The organism is Kribbella sp. DT2 (genome assembly GCF_049844575.1).
In the GTDB taxonomy this organism is placed as follows: Bacteria; Actinomycetota; Actinomycetes; order Propionibacteriales; family Kribbellaceae; genus Kribbella.
Genome location: NZ_JBNCLH010000004.1, coordinates 254923 through 272254 on the forward strand (window position 1 = coordinate 254923; position 17332 = coordinate 272254).

17 protein-coding genes are annotated in these 17332 nt (G+C 69.4%); 11 read left to right on the forward strand and 6 right to left on the reverse strand.

The genetic code is table 11. The features are described from left to right. Positions 1–37: 37 nt before the first annotated feature. The 6 genes from ACLQ2O_RS19175 (at position 38) to ACLQ2O_RS19200 (ending at position 5728) form a co-directional block, all read left to right on the forward strand. Positions 38–262, forward strand: a complete 225-nt coding sequence (locus ACLQ2O_RS19175; protein ID WP_425833158.1) for a heavy-metal-associated domain-containing protein — start codon at positions 38–40, stop codon at positions 260–262. Next, positions 259–1254: a hypothetical protein gene (locus ACLQ2O_RS19180; protein ID WP_425833159.1), complete on the forward strand. Its 996-nt coding sequence runs from the start codon at positions 259–261 to the stop codon at positions 1252–1254. The genes ACLQ2O_RS19175 and ACLQ2O_RS19180 overlap by 4 nt, the downstream gene beginning before the upstream one ends. Positions 1255–1266: 12 nt before the next feature. Continuing rightward, entirely contained in the window at positions 1267–3504 is a 2238-nt protein-coding gene (locus ACLQ2O_RS19185; protein ID WP_425833160.1) for a heavy metal translocating P-type ATPase, read from the forward strand. A 1-nt stretch (position 3505) separates the two neighbouring features. Then, complete coding sequence (locus ACLQ2O_RS19190) at positions 3506–3982, forward strand: DUF4396 domain-containing protein (RefSeq protein ID WP_425833162.1); 477 nt, start codon at positions 3506–3508, stop codon at positions 3980–3982. Between the two features lie 89 nt (positions 3983–4071). Further along, the gene (locus ACLQ2O_RS19195; RefSeq protein WP_425833164.1) at positions 4072–4425 is read left to right on the forward strand and encodes a helix-turn-helix transcriptional regulator; all 354 of its coding nucleotides are present in this window, start codon (positions 4072–4074) and stop codon (positions 4423–4425) included. Then, positions 4418–5728, forward strand: coding sequence for a type II toxin-antitoxin system HipA family toxin (locus ACLQ2O_RS19200; protein WP_425833166.1), 1311 nt, complete (start codon positions 4418–4420; stop codon positions 5726–5728). The genes ACLQ2O_RS19195 and ACLQ2O_RS19200 overlap by 8 nt, the downstream gene beginning before the upstream one ends. 65 nt (positions 5729–5793) lie before the next feature. Here ACLQ2O_RS19200 and ACLQ2O_RS19205 read toward each other — a convergent pair whose 3' ends face one another. The 5 genes from ACLQ2O_RS19205 to ACLQ2O_RS19225 all read right to left on the reverse strand — a co-directional run bounded on the left by ACLQ2O_RS19205 (position 5794) and on the right by ACLQ2O_RS19225 (position 11800). Next, positions 5794–7338: a glycoside hydrolase family 13 protein gene (locus ACLQ2O_RS19205; RefSeq protein WP_425833168.1), complete on the reverse strand. Its 1545-nt coding sequence runs from the start codon at positions 7336–7338 to the stop codon at positions 5794–5796. A gap of 26 nt (positions 7339–7364) precedes the next feature. Then, positions 7365–8330 (reverse strand): carbohydrate ABC transporter permease, encoded by a 966-nt coding sequence (locus tag ACLQ2O_RS19210; protein ID WP_425833170.1) that lies wholly within the window; start codon positions 8328–8330, stop codon positions 7365–7367. Further along, on the reverse strand, positions 8327–9253 hold the full coding sequence (locus tag ACLQ2O_RS19215; protein WP_425833172.1) for a carbohydrate ABC transporter permease: 927 nt from the start codon (positions 9251–9253) through the stop codon (positions 8327–8329). The genes ACLQ2O_RS19210 and ACLQ2O_RS19215 overlap by 4 nt, the downstream gene beginning before the upstream one ends. Next, positions 9253–10632, reverse strand: a complete 1380-nt coding sequence (locus ACLQ2O_RS19220; protein WP_425833174.1) for an ABC transporter substrate-binding protein — start codon at positions 10630–10632, stop codon at positions 9253–9255. Before ACLQ2O_RS19220 ends, ACLQ2O_RS19215 begins: the two co-directional genes overlap by 1 nt. A 160-nt stretch (positions 10633–10792) precedes the next feature. Next, on the reverse strand, positions 10793–11800 hold the full coding sequence (locus tag ACLQ2O_RS19225; protein ID WP_425833176.1) for a LacI family DNA-binding transcriptional regulator: 1008 nt from the start codon (positions 11798–11800) through the stop codon (positions 10793–10795). 126 nt (positions 11801–11926) lie between these two features. Here ACLQ2O_RS19225 and ACLQ2O_RS19230 point away from each other — a divergent pair, with 126 nt between their 5' ends. The 5 genes from ACLQ2O_RS19230 to ACLQ2O_RS19250 all read left to right on the forward strand — a co-directional run bounded on the left by ACLQ2O_RS19230 (position 11927) and on the right by ACLQ2O_RS19250 (position 16959). Further along, positions 11927–13150, forward strand: coding sequence for a DUF4032 domain-containing protein (locus ACLQ2O_RS19230; RefSeq protein ID WP_425833178.1), 1224 nt, complete (start codon positions 11927–11929; stop codon positions 13148–13150). Between the two features lie 56 nt (positions 13151–13206). Next, positions 13207–13704 (forward strand): SigE family RNA polymerase sigma factor, encoded by a 498-nt coding sequence (locus ACLQ2O_RS19235; RefSeq protein ID WP_425833180.1) that lies wholly within the window; start codon positions 13207–13209, stop codon positions 13702–13704. Next, positions 13701–14801 carry a hypothetical protein gene (locus ACLQ2O_RS19240; RefSeq protein ID WP_425833182.1) on the forward strand — a complete coding sequence of 367 codons (1101 nt, stop codon included), beginning with the start codon at positions 13701–13703 and terminating at the stop codon, positions 14799–14801. Before ACLQ2O_RS19235 ends, ACLQ2O_RS19240 begins: the two co-directional genes overlap by 4 nt. After that, entirely contained in the window at positions 14798–15862 is a 1065-nt protein-coding gene (locus ACLQ2O_RS19245) for a hypothetical protein (RefSeq protein ID WP_425833183.1), read from the forward strand. Before ACLQ2O_RS19240 ends, ACLQ2O_RS19245 begins: the two co-directional genes overlap by 4 nt. Positions 15863–15987: 125 nt before the next feature. Further along, positions 15988–16959, forward strand: a complete 972-nt coding sequence (locus tag ACLQ2O_RS19250; RefSeq protein WP_425833185.1) for a helix-turn-helix domain-containing protein — start codon at positions 15988–15990, stop codon at positions 16957–16959. 56 nt (positions 16960–17015) lie between these two features. Here the strand turns inward: ACLQ2O_RS19250 and ACLQ2O_RS19255 are convergent, their stop codons facing one another. Further along, on the reverse strand, positions 17016–17288 hold the full coding sequence (locus tag ACLQ2O_RS19255; RefSeq protein ID WP_425833187.1) for a hypothetical protein: 273 nt from the start codon (positions 17286–17288) through the stop codon (positions 17016–17018). Positions 17289–17332: the final 44 nt, after the last annotated feature.

The following is a 17332-nucleotide window of genomic DNA, read 5'->3' on the forward strand; positions in this document are numbered from 1 at the left end:
TCCACACCCAGCAGACACCTCTGAAGGAGAACCACCTATGACCACCACCACGTACGCCGTCGCCGGAATGACCTGCGGACACTGCACCGCCGCGGTGACCGAGGAGCTCAGCAAGCTGCCGGGCGTGCAGAACGTGAGCATCGACCTGAACGCGGGCGGCACCTCGGCGGTCCAGGTGACCAGCGAGTCGGCCCTGGACGAGACCGCCGTGCGCGAGGCCGTGGACGAGGCGGGCTACGAGCTGACGGGCGCGACAGCATGAGCCGGGCTGTCGCGCTCCGGCTCGGCGCGTTCGCCGGCGTACTGGTCCTGGCCTTCGCCGGAGCCTTCGCGATCGGCTCGGCGGTCGACCCGATCGCGGCAGCCGACCCGGCGAAGGAGCCCGCCGCCGGCCAGGACGGCATGGGGATGGACGGTATGACCGATCCGGCCGGCGGCCACGGCGAAGGACACGGCGACGCGAGCGCTCAGCCGCCCGGGCTCGCCGTGTCCCAGGCCGGCTACACGCTGGTTCCTTCGACCACGTTCTTCGGGTCCGCGCAGCAGACCGCGCTCCGGTTCACGATCACGGGTCCGGACGGCAAGCCGGTCACGCAGTACACGAAGACGCACGAGAAGGACCTGCACCTGATCGTCGTACGGCGTGATCTGTCCGGCTTCCACCACGTGCACCCGACGATGGATGCCGCAGGCAACTGGTCGATCCCGTTCAGCTTCACCGCGGGCGGCACCTGGCGCCTGTACGCCGACTTCCAGCCGGCCGGGCACGACCAGCCGCTGACGCTCGGCACGGACGTGAACGTGTCCGGCCTCTACATCCCGGTCCCGCTCAGCGAGCCCGCCAGTGTTTTCACCGTCCACGGGTACGACGTGACGCTGGCCGGGAAGCCCCAGGCAGGCAAGGAGTCCGAGCTGACCTTCGCGATCAGCAAGGACGGCAAGCCGGTCACCGACCTGCAGCCGTACCTCGGTGCCTTCGGTCACCTGGTATCGCTGCGCAGCGGCGACCTCGCCTACCTGCACAACCACCCGTCGGAGCACGCCGAGCCGGGCATGAAGGGCGGGCCGCAGATCGCCTTCGGCACCACCTTCCCGACCGCCGGCACGTACTCGCTGTTCCTGGACTTCCAGCACGCCGGGGCGGTCCACACCGCGGAGTTCACCGTGAAGGTGGACGCCGACGGCACCACGATCGTGCCACCGACCGCGCTGCCGAGCACCCCGGGGCACGACACCACTCCGCACGGCCACTGAGAGGAGGCATTCATGACAACCCCAGAAACCGGGCAGTCCGTCGAACTCATCATCGGTGGCATGACCTGCGCCTCCTGCGCCGCCCGGGTCGAGAAGAAGCTGAACCGGATGGACGGGGTCACCGCGACGGTGAACTACTCCACCGAGAAGGCCAAGGTGACGTACGCCGACGGCGTCAGCACCGACGACCTGGTCGCCACCGTCGAGGCCACCGGTTACAGCGCCGCCCTCCCCGCGCCACCGACCACCGCGCAGGCCGACGAGGAACCCGCCGACGAGCTGAAGCCGCTCAGGGACAGGCTCTACACCAGCATCGCGCTCGCCGTACCGGTGATTGCCCTGGGCATGGTTCCGGCGCTGCAGTTCGACTTCTGGCAGTGGGCGTCGCTGACGCTGGCCGCGCCGGTGGTGACCTGGGCGGCCTGGCCGTTCCACAAGGCCGCCTGGACGAACCTGAAGCACGGCGCCGCGACGATGGACACGCTGATCTCGCTCGGCGTGATCAGTTCGTTCCTCTGGTCGCTGTACGCGCTGTTCCTCGGTGGGGCCGGCGAGCCCGGGATGAAGATGCCGTTCACGCTGATCCCGTCCCGGGGCGGCGGCGCCGAGGAGATCTACCTCGAGGTCGCGGCCGGCGTCACGACATTCATCCTGGCCGGGCGGTACTTCGAGGCCCGCGCCAAGCGCCGGTCGGGTGCCGCGCTGAAGGCGCTGATGGAGCTGGGCGCGAAGGACGTCGCCGTCCTGCGGGACGGTGTCGAGCAGCGGATCCCGGCCGAGCAACTGGCCGTGGGCGACGAGTTCGTCGTCCGGCCGGGCGAGAAGATCGCCACGGACGGCGTGATCGTCACCGGGAGCAGCGCGGTCGACGCGTCGATGCTGACCGGCGAGTCGGTACCGGTCGAGGTCGGCGAGGGCGACGCGGTCGTCGGCGCGACCGTGAACGCCGGCGGGCGGCTCGTCGTACGGGCCACTCGGGTCGGCTCGGACACCCAGCTCGCGCAGATGGCCCGGCTGGTCGAGGACGCGCAGAACGGGAAGGCGGCCGTGCAGCGGCTGGCCGACCGGATCTCGGGGATCTTCGTGCCGATCGTGATCGGGCTGGCCCCGCTCACGCTCGGGTTCTGGCTCGGCAACGGGTCGGCGGTCGAGGTGGCGTTCACCGCCGCGGTCGCCGTGCTGATCATCGCCTGCCCGTGTGCACTCGGGCTGGCCACGCCGACCGCGTTGATGGTCGGGACCGGCCGGGGTGCGCAGCTCGGGATCCTGATCAAGGGCCCGGAGGTGCTGGAGTCGACGCAGCGCATCGACACCGTCGTACTGGACAAGACGGGGACGGTGACGACCGGGCGGATGGATCTGGTCGACGTCCTGCTGGCCGAGGGCGAGCAGCGGGCCGACGTACTGCGACTGGCGGGGGCCCTCGAGCACTCGAGTGAGCACCCGATCGCGCAGGCCGTTGCCCGGGGCGCCTTCGACGAGCTGGGCAAGCTGCCGTCGGTCGAGGACTTCGGGAACGTCGAAGGCCTTGGTGTGCAAGGGATTGTGGACGGTCACGCCGTACTGGTTGGCCGGACGCGGTTGCTGGAGGAGTGGAGCCAGTACCTGCCGGCCGACCTCGCGCACGCCAAGGAGCACGCCGAGGCCGAGGGCAGTACGGCGGTCGCGGTCGGCTGGGACGGCAAGGCCCGCGCCGTCCTGGTGGTCGCGGACACGGTGAAGCCGACCTCGGCGGAGGCGATCAAGCAGCTGCGGGCGCTCGGTCTGAAGCCGGTGCTGCTGACCGGCGACAACGAGGCCGTCGCCCGCAAGGTCGCGGCGGAGGTCGGGATCGACGAGGTGATCGCCGAGGTACTGCCGGCCGACAAGGTCGACGCGGTCAAGCGGCTGCAGGGCGAGGGCCGGGTGGTCGCGATGGTCGGCGACGGCGTGAACGACGCGGCAGCGCTGGCCCAGGCCGACCTCGGACTGAGCATGGGCACCGGGACCGACGTCGCGATCGAGGCGAGCGACCTGACGCTGGTCCGCGGCGACCTGCGCTCGGCGGCGGACGCGATCCGGCTGGCGCGACGGACCCTGGGCACGATCAAGGGCAACCTGTTCTGGGCCTTCGCCTACAACGTCGCGGCGATCCCGCTGGCCGCGGCGGGCCTGCTGAACCCGATGCTCGCCGGCGCGGCGATGGCGTTCAGCTCGGTCTTCGTCGTCACCAACAGCCTGCGGCTGCGCCGCTTCACCACGGAGAACTGACATGTCCCACCAGCACTCGCACGAGCACGAGCAACCGAGCGGCAAGGCGCTGACCAAGCAGGCGATCTCCGCCACCGTGCACTGCCTCACCGGCTGTGCGATCGGCGAGATCCTCGGCATGGTGATCGGTACGGCGCTCGGCTGGCACAACCTGGCCACGGTCGTCCTGTCGATCGCCCTGGCGTTCGTCTTCGGCTACTCGCTGACGATCCGCCCGGTCCTGAGCGCCGGCGTCACCTTCAAGCAGGCCCTCAAGATCGCGCTGGCCGCCGACACCCTGAGCATCCTGACGATGGAGATCGTCGACAACGGCATCATCCTGGCCGTCCCCGGCGCCATGGACGCCGGCCTGGCGTCCATCCTCTTCTGGGCCAGCCTGGCCGTAGCCCTCGCCATCGCCTTCGTCCTCACCGTCCCGGTCAACCGCTGGCTCATCGGCCGAGGCCGAGGCCACGCGGTGATGCACGCGTACCACTAGCAGCTCCACCGATGTCGGCGTACGGCAACATCAACAATTGTCGCCGTACGCCGACATTACTTATTGTGGAAGTACGGCAACATTGGATAATGTGGGCGTACGACAACATCAAGGGTGGTGAGGAGATGCGGGTTCACACGGTCAGGGATCTCGGCTCGGCGGTTCGCGAGGCGCGGGCCAAGCGTGGACTAACGCAGGTGGACCTCGCCCGTCGAGCCGGCGTGTCCCGCGAGTGGCTGGTACGCCTCGAGCAAGGCCATCCCCGTCTCGAAGCCCAACTGGTCCTCGACACGCTGGAAGCAGTCGGCCTCAGCGTGACGACCGCCGACAGCGAACTGTCCCAGCCGGACGAGACCGAGGCGGCCTGGGACGAGGTCTTCGCCACCCTCGCCAACGAGCCGACCGGCCCGACGAACCGGGACGAGAGTTCCGACGATGGCTGAAGACCGGCTGCTTCTCTACTTGGACGGAGTGCTCGCCGGGACCCTGCACCAGAGTTCCCAGGGCCGTCTGTCCTTCAGCTACGACGAGGACTACCGGAGCACGCCGACGACCGTTCCGCTCTCGCTGTCGATGTCCAAGGGCACGACAAGCCACTCGCACAAGCCGACACATGCCTTCATCTCCGGCCTGCTCCCCGACAGCGAGGCTGCTCTCCAGCGACTGGGCCGCAAGTACGGCGCTTCGCCCAACAACCCGTTCACGCTGCTTCGGCACATCGGTCGAGATGCCGCCGGCGCCGTCCAGATCCTTCCACCGGAGATCGCGTCGAGCGACGCGGCCAACGGGCAAGGCGACATCGACTGGCTAGGCGACGAGGCGATGGACCAAACCCTGGCCGAACTGGCCCAGAGCCCCGATACCTGGGATCCAGGCCGCAACGCGGGCCGCTGGAGCCTGGCCGGAGCGCAGAGCAAGATCGCCCTGTTCCGCTCGCCCGAGGGACGGTGGGGTGTGCCCTGCGACTCGACGCCGACCACCCACATCCTCAAGCCCTCGATGCCGACCTACGAGCGCCATCACCTCAACGAGCACCTCTGTCTTCGGGCCGCACAGCTGTGCGGACTTCCGGCGGCAACCACCGAGCTCCTGGCGAGCGATCGCTACGAGGTCCTGATTTCTCACCGCTACGACCGGCTCCACGATGCTGCCGGTCAGTGGAGACGGCTGCATCAAGAGGACATCTGCCAGGCCCTGTCGGTGCCGCCCACCAAGAAGTACCAGGACGACGGCGGCCCCGGAGTACGCGAGATCGGCAACCTGCTGTCCAGCAGCAGCACGCGCTCGTCGCGAGCCGACAACCTGGGCCGGATGTTCGACTACCTGGTCTACAACGTGGCGATCGCCGCCACCGACGCACACGCGAAGAACTTCTCCGTGCTGCTGAGCTCCCGTGATGTCCGCCTTGCTCCGCTGTACGACGTCGCATCGATGCTGCCGTACCAGCGGGATCCCGGCCTCAGGTCAGCCCTGAAGATCGGCCGCACCTGGGCGATGGCGAAGGCCACCGAACAGGACTGGGTCGCCGTCGGCCGCCAACTGGGGTTGGACGGCGAGGAGGCGATCAGCCGGATGCGCGCGATCCGGCGGCGTGTCCCCGAAGCCTTCCAGCGAGCAGCAACCGAAGACGCCGTTCCCGAGGGGCTGCGCAACCACGCCACTTGGATCGCCGACCTGGTCGCCGCACACGTAGAGAACCGCCGCGACCAGTGGGGGCAGGTCGACGTTCCGCCTCCAGCCGGCTGACCGACGTACGACGTCCAGGCACCGCACGTGGACGCAGGTGGTCGTCCGCGTGCGGTGCCTTCCTACTAGCGGATCCAGGCCGTGGTGTCGGAGGGGAGGCGGCCTTCGTCCAGGGGGGAGCTGGTCAGGAGGACCTCGCCGGTGGGGAGGTCGATGGGGTCGGGGGTGAGGTTGACGATGCAGGTGAGGGCCGAGTCGCGGGTGAAGGTGAGGACGCCGGGGGCGGACTCGACCCAGGTGAGGACGCCGTCGCCTAGTTCTGTACGGCGGATGCGCAGGCCGTCGCGGTAGAGGGCGAGCATGGAGTTCTGGTCGGCCTGCTGGGACTCGACGGTGAGGTTCTTCCAGTCGGCCGGCTGCGGCAGCCACGGCGTACCGGTGCCGAACCCGAACGGCGGTTCCTTGCCGGACCACGGGATCGGGACGCGGCAACCGTCGCGGCCACGGTCGGTGCCGTGGGAGCGGGCGAAGATCGGGTCCTGCAGCAGTTCGTCGGGCAGGTCCTCGACCTCGGGCAGGCCGAGTTCCTCGCCCTGGTAGACGTACAGGCCGCCCGGCAGCGCCATCGCGAGCAGCGCGGCGGCGCGGGCGCGGCGTTCACCGAGGACGAGGTCGGTCGGCATGCCGTGCTTGCGGTCCTGGTGCGAGAACGACGTGTCCGGGCGGCCGTACTTCGTGACCGGGCGGGTGACATCGTGGTTCGACAGCACCCAGGTCGGCGGAGCACCGATCGGGACGTGGGTGGTCAGCGTCAGGTCGATCGACGCCCGCAGCTCGGCGGCGTCCCACGGCCGGGACAGGAAGTCGAAGTTGAACGCGGTCTGCATCTCGTCCGGACGCAGGTACAGCGCGAACCGCTCCTGGTCCGGCATCCACATCTCACCGACCAGGAAACGCCCCTCGTACGCGTCCGTGATCGCCCGCCAGCCCCGGTACACCTCGTGCACCTGGTCGTGGTCGGTGTAGGACTCGTCGACGCTGTCCAGATCCTTGAACAGGACGGCGGCGCTGTCGATCCGGATGCCGTCGACGCCGCGATCCAGCCAGAACCGCAGGATGTCGTGGAACTCCTCGACCACCTCGGGGTTGCGCCAGTTGAAGTCCGGCTGCTCGGGCGCGAACAGGTGCAGGTACCACTCACCGTCCGGCACCTGCGTCCACGCCGGGCCGGCGAAGATCGACTGCCAGTCGTTCGGCGGCAGACCGCCGTCGCGACCGGCGCGGAACAGGAACCGCTCACGCTCTGGGGACCCGGGACCGGCCGCCAGCGCCTGGACGAACCAGTCCTGCTGGTCCGAGCCGTGGTTCGGCACGATGTCGATGATGGTTCTGATGCCGAGCGCGTGCGCCTCCTCGATGTACGCCTCGGCCTCGGCGAGGGTGCCGAAGCTGGGCTCGATCGCGCGGTAGTCGGCGACGTCGTACCCGCCGTCGGCCATCGGCGACGGGTACCACGGGTTCAGCCAGATCGCGTCGACCCCGAGATCGGCCAGGTAGGGCAGCTTCGCCCGCAGACCGGCCAGGTCGCCGATCCCGTCACCGTTGCCGTCGGCAAAGCTCCGTAGGTACACCTGGTAGATCGCGGCTCCGCGCCACCATGTTTCCGACATGCTTCTCCTTAGGTTTGGTTGGGGGATCAGCCCTTGAGGCTGCCGGCGGTCAGACCCGCCATGATGCTGCGCTGGAACACGAAGAACACGAGAATGGTCGGCAGCGACGCGATCACCAGTGAGGCGATCAGCACGTTCTGCGGCATCTGCGCGGACAGCGACGCGATGCCGACGCTGATCGACATCTTGTCGGTCTCCGGCAGCACCAGCAGCGGCCAGACGAAGTCCTTCCAGACCGTGACGACCGACAGGATCGACACCACGCCGAGGATCGGCCGGGACACCGGCAGCACGATCGACCACAGGATCCGGACCGGGGACGCGCCGTCGATCTCGGCCGCCTCCAGCAGCTCGCGCGGGATCGAGTCGAAGAACCGCTTGAGCAGGAAGATGAAGAACCCGTTCGCTGCCGCGGGCAACCAGATCGCCCACGGCGTGTTCAGCAGGTTGAACCCGAAGATCGGCACATCCTTGGCGACCAGGTACGTCGGCAGCAGCAGGACCATCGGCGGGATCATCAGCGTCGCCAGCATCAGGCCGAGGATCAGCTTGCCGAAGAACGGCCGCAGCTTGGACAGCGCGTACGCCGCGGTGACGTCGACCAGCAGCGTGAACAGCCACGCGCCCCCGGCGTACAGGACGGTGTTGCGCAGGAAGACTCCGAGCTGGAGCTGGTTCCAGGCTTCCCGGTAGACGCCGAAGTCGTAGTCCTTGGGGAAGAAGCTCGGCGGGATCTGGGCCAGCTCGTCCGGCGACTTCAGCGCGCCGGTCACCATCCAGTACAGCGGGAAGACGAAGGCGATCGTGAAGCCGACCACCACGACGACCAGGACGGTCCAGTAGATCAGCCTGCCGTGCCAGGTCCGCAGCGACAACGGCGAGACCAGGGTGCGGGTCTCGTACTCCTTGCCCTTGCGCCGCTTCTTCGGCAGAAGAGCCGGCGGGGGTGTTGTTGCCGGGAGCACCGGTTGGGGTTGCAGTGTGGTTGTCATCGGCCACCTTCGTTGTCACGCGAGACGCGCAGGTAGAACGCGGAGAAGACGAGCAGCACGACCATCAGCATCAGGCCGAGCGCACCACCGCCACCGAAGTCGCCGAAGTTGAAGGCGTACTGGTACATCAGGTAGGCCACCGTGACGGTCGCGTTCTCCGGGCCACCGCCGGTCAGCAGGTACGGCTCGATGAAGACCTGCATGGTCGCGACGATCTGGAGCAGCAGCATCACCAGCAGGATCAGCTTGGTCTGCGGCACGGTGACGTGCCAGACCCGGCGGAACAGGCCGGCGCCGTCCAGCTCGGCGGACTCGTACAGGTCGCCCGGGATCGACTGCAGCGCGGCCAGGTAGATCAGCGTGCCGGTGCCGAGGTTCATCCAGGTCGAGACGATCACCAGCGAGATCAGCGCCGTGCTGGTCGAGTCGAGCCAGGCCAGCGGCGGGAGGTGGAAGACGTCGAGGATCTGGTTGAACAGGCCTGCGCCCGGGTCGTAGAACCACTTGAACAGCAGCACGCCGACGGCCGGGGGCAGCATCACCGGCAGGTAGACGACGAACCGCAGGTACGCCTTGGCGTGCCGCAGCTCGTTCAGTACGACGGCCAGCACGAACGGGATCACGTAGCCGACGACGAGCGCGAGCCCGCTGAAGGCCGCGGTGTTCAGCCAGGCGGACCGAAACGCCGGGTCGGCGAACACGGTCCGGAAGTTCTCCAGCCCGACCCACTGCGGCGGGTCGACGAAGTTGGTCTGCTGAAAGCTCAGCACGATCTCCCGGATCATCGGGTACCAGGAGAAGAAGGCGAAACAGATCAGCGCCCCGCACAGGAACCCGTACGCCGTGAGGTTCCTGCCGACCGCGCGGCGCGCCGCCCCCGGGTTCGGGGAGCGGCGCACCGGCTTGGCGGTCAGTACAGCCATCAGGTGTTCTTGGCCAGGATCTTGTTCGCCTTGCCCTCGGCGTCCGAGAGCAGCTTGTCGATGTCGGCGTCCTTGCGGGTCAGCACCGCGGACATCGCCACGTCGAGCACGGCGTACAGCTCCTGCGCCTTCGGCGGCTCGAGCTTGTTGGTGATGCTCGCCTGCACCGACACGTACGGCGTGAAGTGGTCCACCGGCACGGTCGCGAACTGCTTGCGCAGGGCGACGATCTCCTTGCCCGGGGCGGTGTCGCCGTACAGGTCCGGGATCGGCAGGCCGACTGGGCGGCCCTGGGCCTTGGCGCGCTCGTAGTTGAACTGGCCCTTACCAGGGGTCAGTTCGTGGAACTCGAGCCAGGCCAGTCCGGCCTTGATCTTCTCCGGCGAGGCCTTCGGGTTGAACATGTAGCCGTCGCCACCGGACAGCGACGCCTTGCCCTCGGACTCCGGGACGGCGGTCACGCCGTAGTCCTCGAACTTGCCCTGGAAGTCGTTGTTCACCGACTGCACGACGTCCGGCGCGCCGATCATCATGCCAAGCTTGCCCGAGCCCATCATGCGCATCAGGTCCTCCCACTGCAGCAGCTGCTTGCTGCCCATGGAGTTGTCGTTCCAGCGCATCTGCTTGAGGTTCTCCAGCACGGCCTTGCCCTCGGCGCTGTTGAACGCCGCGGCCTTGCCGTCCTCGCTGACCATCGAGCCGCCGCGGGCGTACAGCGACGCCGCGAAGTGCCAGCCGCCGGTGTTGCCGGCCGAGTACTCACCGAAGCCGGTGTAGCCGGCGCCGAGCCCGGCGATCTTCTTGGCCGCCTCCTGGACCTCGGCCCAGGTCTTCGGCGGGGCGTCGGGGTTCAGCCCGGCCTGGGTGAAGAGCTTGCGGTTGTAGACCAGGCCCATGTTGTAGTTGTTGCGCGGGACGCCGTACGTCTTGTCGCCGTCGTCGAAGACGCCCTTGACGTCGGGGCGGACGTCGCCCAGCGCCTTCACGCTGCCGACGTACTCGCTGATGTCGGCCGCCTGCTTGGCCTTGATGATCTTCTGGACGTCGGTGTAGTAGACGTAGAAGACGTCCTCCTGGGTGCCGCCGGCCAGCTTCGCCTGGAAGGTGTCGGGGTTGATGCAGGGGAAGGCGTCCTTGCTCTGGATCGTGATGTTCGGGTGCGCGGCCTGGAACGCCGCGACGTCCTCGTCCCAGCCGGCCCGCTCCTTCGGGTTGCTCTTCGGCGGCTGGCAGCCGACGGTGATGGTCACCTTCTGGTCGGCGCCGCCGGAGCCCTGCGCGGCCGGTTCGTCGTCCCCCGAGCCGCAGGACGCGGCCGTCAGCCCCAGTCCCGCGACGAGCAACAGGCCGAGTGCCCTGCGATGGCTCGTTGTCCTCATCGATCTGCCCTTCCCTCGATACTGCCGATGTGGTCCGTACCGTAGGCAAGCTGACCGGATGTGCGCAATACTTCGATCAAATGTTGCAAGAAAGAAACTACTGGAGACAAAAAAGAGGTGGAACGGGCCGAAGCCCACTCCACCTCTCGATCTGCTGCCGTCAGACGGGGATCGGCGCCGTTCTGAGCCGGGCGGTCGACGCGCGGACCACGAGCTCGGGCTCGAAGAGCAGCTCGTCGGCCGGTACGGCGGCGCGCTCGATCAGCGCGACCAGCATGTCGACCGCGGCCCGGCCCATCGCGTCGATCGGCTGCCGGACCGTGGTCAGCGGCGGGTCGGTGCAGTTCATCATCGCCGAGTCGTCGTACCCGATCACCGAGACGTCGTCGGGCACCTGGAGGCCGGCCCGGCGGACCGCGCGGATCGCGCCGAGCGCGAGGATGTCGCTGGCGCAGACGATGCCGGTGACGCCCTGCTTGACCAGCCGGGTCGTGGCCGCGTGCCCGCCCTCGAGCGAGAACATCGTGTGCTCGACCAGCGCCGGGTCCGCCTCGGGCGAGGCCATGAACGCCTCCAGCTTGCGCCGCGACGGGATGTGGTCGCGCGGGCCGAGGACCAGCCCGATCTTCTGGTGGCCGAGCGCGCGCAGGTGCCCGATCGCCATCTCGGCGGCGACGAAATCGTCGGACGAGACCTGCGGGAAGCCCAGGTGATCGACCGCCGCGTTGACCAGGACCGTCGGCAGCTTGCGCTCCTGGATCAGCTCGTAGTGGGCGTGCGGCGCATCGGCCTGGGCGTAGAAGCCACCGGCGAAGACGACGCCCGACACCTGCTGCTGGAGCAGCAGGTCGACGTAGTCCGCCTCGGACACGCCACCGACCGTCCGGGTGCAGAGCAAGGAGGTGAAACCTTGCTGCGCCAGGGCACCGCCGACCACCTCCGCGAAAGCCGGGAAGATCGGGTTCTGCAACTCCGGCAGCACCAGTCCGACCAGTCGCGCCCGGTCGCCGCGCAGCTGGGTCGGCCGCTCGTACCCGAGCACGTCCAGCGCGGTGAGCACCGCTTCCCGGGTCGCCTCGGAGACGCCGGGCTTGCCGTTCAGCACCCGGCTCACGGTCGCCTCACTGACGCCGACCTTCTTCGCCACCTCAGCAAGTCGTCGAGTCATGACGCAAACTCTACGCCACATTCCGCAAGTATTTGCGTTCACTTGCGTTCGGGTTCTGTCAGTTCTCTGTCCCAGGACCCCTGCGGCCTCAGGCTTCCGCCGCAGGGAACTGACACACTGGACCTCGTGCCCCGCTTCGTCGCCACCCGCCCGGACACCGGTCTGCTGTCACTGCCCTGGGACGTCCCGCTGGAGGACTGGCCCGAGGACCAGCTGGTCGCGCTGCCGCGCGGTATCTCGCGGCACGTGGTCCGCTTCGTCCGCGTGAACGGCAGCGTCTACGCGATCAAGGAGGTGATGGAGCACCTCGCCATGCACGAGTACCGCCTGCTGCGGGACCTCGAGCGGCTGGACTCCCCCTCGGTCGAACCGGTCGGCGTGATCACCGACCGGCTGGACAAGAACGGCGAACCGCTCGACTCCATCCTGGTCACCCGGCACCTGCAGTTCTCCCTGCCGTACCGGGCCCTGTTCTCCAGCACGCTGCGGCCCGACACCGTGAACCGGCTGATCGACGCCCTGGTCGCGCTGATCGTCCGGCTGCACCTGCTCGGCTTCTTCTGGGGCGACTGCTCGCTGTCGAACACGCTGTTCCGCCGCGACGCCGGCGCCTTCGCGGCGTACCTGGTCGACGCCGAGACCGGCGAGCTGCACCAGGACATCTCCGACGGGCAGCGCGCGCACGACCTCTACACCGCCGAGATCAACCTGTTCGGCGAGTTCCTCGACCTGCAGGCGGGCGGTCTGCTCGACGAGGCCATCGACCCGCAGGAGACGGTCCAGTCGATCAACGACCGGTACGACGCCCTGTGGGCCGAGCTGACCGCGCCGGAGGAGTTCGCGACCGACGAGATGCACCGGCTCGACTCCCGGATCCGGCGGCTGAACGAGCTCGGCTTCGACGTCGCCGAGATCGACATCATCACCGACTGGGACGGCAGCCAGGTCCGGATCCAGCCGAAGGTCGTCGACGCCGGCCACCACTCCCGCCGGCTGCTGCGGCTGACCGGCCTGGACGTCGAGGAGAACCAGGCCCGCCGGCTGCTCAACGACCTCGACTCCTACGCCGCCTCGACCGACCAGCAGAACGAGGACGAGGAGATCGTCGCGCACGAGTGGCTGACCAACGTGTTCGAGCCGGTGGTCCGCTCGGTCCCGCGCGACCTGAAGCGCAAGCTGGAGCCCGCCGAGGTCTTCCACGAGGTGCTCGAGCACCGCTGGTTCCTGTCCGAGCAGGCCGGCCACGAGGTCGACACGATGGAGGCCGCCCGCTCGTACGTCGGCGACGTCCTGGCCGCCAAGCCCGACGAGAAACTCGCCCTGCCGACCGCGCCGCCTGACGCCGAGTAGGCCGGATGCAACGTCTGGCTCTCTTCCGGCGTGGTTAGGACGTGGGAGGGGACCAGATGACAGACGATCCACCGGACTTCGACACCTGGGTGTCGCACCGGGCCGCCGGGCTGCTGCGCTTCGCCTACCTGATCACCCGCGACCGCGGGCGGGCCGAGGAAGCCGTGCAGGACGCGCTGATCGCGGCGTACCCGCGGTGGTCGCGGATCGGTGCCGACCCGGACGCGTACGTCCGGCGGTGCATCGTGAACGCCGACATCTCGCGCTGGCGGCGCTTCTTCCGGCGCGAGACGCCGGTCGACGACCCCGGCGCTCTGGCGGGTGCCGTCGGTGCCGACCACGCGGCGTCGCACGCGGATGCCGACGCGGTCTGGCGGCTGTGCGCGTCCTTGCCGACCCGGCAGCGGGCGGCCGTCGTACTGCGGTACTACGAAGGCCTTCCGGACGCCGACATCGCCGAGATCCTCGGCTGCACGGCGGCCACGGTCCGCTCCCAGATCCATCGCGCCCTGTCGTCCCTGCGCGCAACCCTGAAGGAGGTCGAGCAGCTGTGAACTCCTCGACTGAAGCCGGCGACCTGATCACGCGGACGCTCACGGCGTCCGCGGACGACGCTCCACACGGCGACACCTTGCTCGCCGATGTCCACCACCGGCTGCGGCGGCGCCGGCGCGTGCGTGCCGCTGGGACCGGCGTACTGGCTTGTACGGCGGTCGCCGCGACGATAACCGGGGTCGGAGTTGTGCGCGATGGGCCGGTTCCTGCCGCCGCGCCGTCTGCTTCTCTTCCCGCCGCCGACCCGGTGCTCGAGTCGGCCGCCAAGGGCTGGCACTGGGAGTCCTACGACACCGTGCAGGTGCAGGTCCCGGACAGCTGGGTCGACTCGGGGTACACCCATCTGTGGAGCTGCGGGCCCGCGTTCGCCTCCCGGGAGGCCCGAGCCAGGACCCCGCTGGTGGGACGGCCCTTCCCCGCCATCGTCCCGGCGATCGGCTGCCCTGCTGTTCCTTCGCCGGACCGCCGGGCCCCGCACCTGTGGTTCGGCGATCGGGACCGCAAGCCGGGCGTGACGCGCTACGACCACGGCTGGATCGAGGAGGTCCGGATCGTCGGCGGCGTCACGCTGTCAGTGTTCGGCACCGATCACGCCCTGCTCGAGCGCATCCTCGACTCCGCGCGACCGACCGGCGGCACGGACGTCTTCGGCTGCCCGACGTCACCACCCGCGGTGCTGGCCAAGGGGCGGCGGCCCGCTGGGCCTGGCTTGACCGAGGTCGGCGAGGTCTCGTCCGTCCAGCTGTGCGGCTACACGCCCAGCACGTCGTACGGGCCTGGCGAACTCCTCGCCGGTGGAGTGCTCGCCGGCAACGAGGCCCGGCAGTTGGCGGAAGCGCTCCGCGGAGCGCCGGCGGGGTCGGGCCCTGATAACGAGTACCTCTGCAAGATGGCCGCCCTGCGCGACGAGCTGGTGATCACCGTTCGCGGCAGCACCGGCGAGCAGCCGGTCGTCGTGCGCTACCAGGGCTGCGCCAACGGGATCGACGACGGCCGGACGATGCGCCAGGTCACCGGGGCCGCGCTGCTTCCGGTGCTCAGGAAGCTGTACACGCAGCAGGCGAGCCCGATGATCCTGGAAGGTCAGCCCCGATGAACGATCCGGCCGAGACCATGGTGACCCAGAGCCTCGAGACGCACGCCGGCGAGGCGCCGACCGATGAGGCGCTGCTCGGCACGGTGCATCGGCGGCTGCGGCGGCGACGTCGGGCGCGGACCGCGGGCGTCGCCGTACTGGCTGGTGCCGCCGTCGCGGTGGTTGCCACAGGCATCCATTCGCTGACCCGCCCGGACGCACCTGGTCCGACAGCCACGTCGGCGCAGGGCTGGCACTGGGAGTCGTTCGCGAACGTCGAGGTGCAGGTCCCGGACGCGTGGAAGGAGATCGGCTCGAGCCACCACACGACCTGTGTCGACAGCAAGGCGCCGTCGAGCGGCTGGGTCGGACGGCCGACCATGCTGCCGGTCTTCCTGAACGCCTGCGGCGAAGTACCGGCTCTGGCGAACCGGGTGCCGTACCTGCGGTTCGACTTCAACGCCAAGCCCGGGGTCACGCAGTACGAGGCCGGCTGGACCAGGGAGATCCGGGCGGTCGGCGCGTTGCAGGTCGAGGTGTTCGGGACCGACGCCGCCGTCCGGGCGCGCGTGCTCGACTCGGCCCGGACCATCGACGGGGTTGACAGCCGCGGGTGCGCTCCGTCGCATCCCGCCGCGACCGACGCCGGTGCGCGGCCGACCGGTGAAGGGCTCGCGGCCGTCGGGGCAGCCGAGTCGATCCGCATCTGTGCGTACCGGATTCAGCAGATGTCCCGGACACCACCGCTGCTCGCCAGCGCCGAACTGACCGGCGACCAGGCCCGCGAGGTCGGTGCCGCGCTACGCGCCGCACCGCCACCTTCCTTCGGGCCGTCCAACGGAGAGCCGGAAGCCACCGACGGCACCCTGTGCCGACCGTCGGACGAGGAGGTCTTCGTGCTCCAGGTCCACGGCGACCGAGGCGACCAGGAGGTCGTCGTACGGCTGACCGGCTGCGGCCCGTACGACACCGACGACGGCCGACAGCTCCGGACCCCGACCAAGCAGTCCATCGGCCCACTGGTCACCGCCGTCGGCCGCCCGGAGTCCCGCGGCCCCTTCCTCACCAACCTCCTGAAATGAAGTCCGCCAGTGAGGTAAGCGGCGTGTAACCGGGCGTTGACAGCCTGTCGGCACACCCGGAAGGTACGGCGATCGGATCGTCGAGGCCAGCTCGTAGCCGGGGTGACGACAACCTGGGAGCAGTCGTGACACTGCGCGTTCACTTCGGTACCGACGACCTGGCCCGGCTGACCTTCGCGCCGGGGCCCGACCCGCTGTGGGAGCTGCTGCTCAGCCTGCACCAGGCGCAGACAGAGGACGGTTCGCCCGTCTTCGGCTCCTGGCGCCGGCGGGTCCGGGCCGGGCTCGGGGACCAGACCCGGCGCCTGCTCGAGCTGGCTCCTCCGCAGGGCTACTCACCGGACTTCCTGACTCCGTGGGCGGCCGGCGAGGGTCTCCGGGCCGGGCTGGCAGCGGTCGCGCGGACCGACAGCGGCCGGATCCGGCCCAACCTCGACGAACTGGCCCGCGTGCCCCGCTGGGCCGGCGGGTTGCTCCGGCCCGACGGACCGGCGCGGCTCGCGCGACTGATGGGTTCGTACTTCCGGACCGCCATCGCGCCGCACTGGGCCGAGATCCGCCGTCAGGTCGACCGGGACCTCGCCGTCCGGGCCAGGACCGTGCTGACCGAGGGCCTGCACGGAGCCGGTGAGCAGGCTCCCGGCCTGACCTGGGAGTCGTCCGTGCTCCACGTCGACAACGGGCAGGCCGCCGTACGGGATCTTCACCTGGACGGTCGTGGCCTGCGGCTCGTGCCGTCGTACTTCTGCTGGCGGCACCCGATCACCCTGCGCGATCCGAGTCAGCCGCCGGTCCTGGTGTACCCCGTGCAACACCAACCCCTGACGGAGGCCCCGACGCGGACCGGCCCGACCGGACCGCAAGCGCTCGGCAGCCTGCTGGGCCGAACCCGGGCCGGTGTGCTGCGCGCCATCGCCCACGGCTGCTGCTCGACGACCGAGCTCGCCGCGCGCGCCGGGGTGTCTCCAGCCACCGCCAGCGAGCACGCCCGCATCCTCAAGGAGGCCGGATTGATCAGCACCCATCGGTCGGGCATCGCCGTCACCCACACCCTCCAGCCCTCGGGCCGCACCCTCCTCAGCGCCCCGAGCGCCTGAGCTCTGCCCCGTCGGGCCCACCCGGATCGCTCCGGGCGGGCCCGATGACGTTCGGGCTACTTGTAGACGACCCAGAGCTCGTAGTCGTCGCCGGGGAACGCGGAGCCGTCGACGCACTTGTACTTCGTCCACTTGATCCCGGCCGTTCCGGCCTCGTGGCACTCGGACTGCCAGAAGAAGTCACCGACGTACTGCCAGTTGTCGTCGGCAACGACCGACGGCGCGGAGGACACCGGGGCCTCGACGGCCTGAGCCGTCGGTACGGCGAGGCCGCCGACCGCGAGAGCTCCACCGGCCAGGACCCCGTACACAACCTTGCGAAGATTCATGGTGCTGCCTTCCGTGAGGATCGAACTCCGAACACCTCGACAGT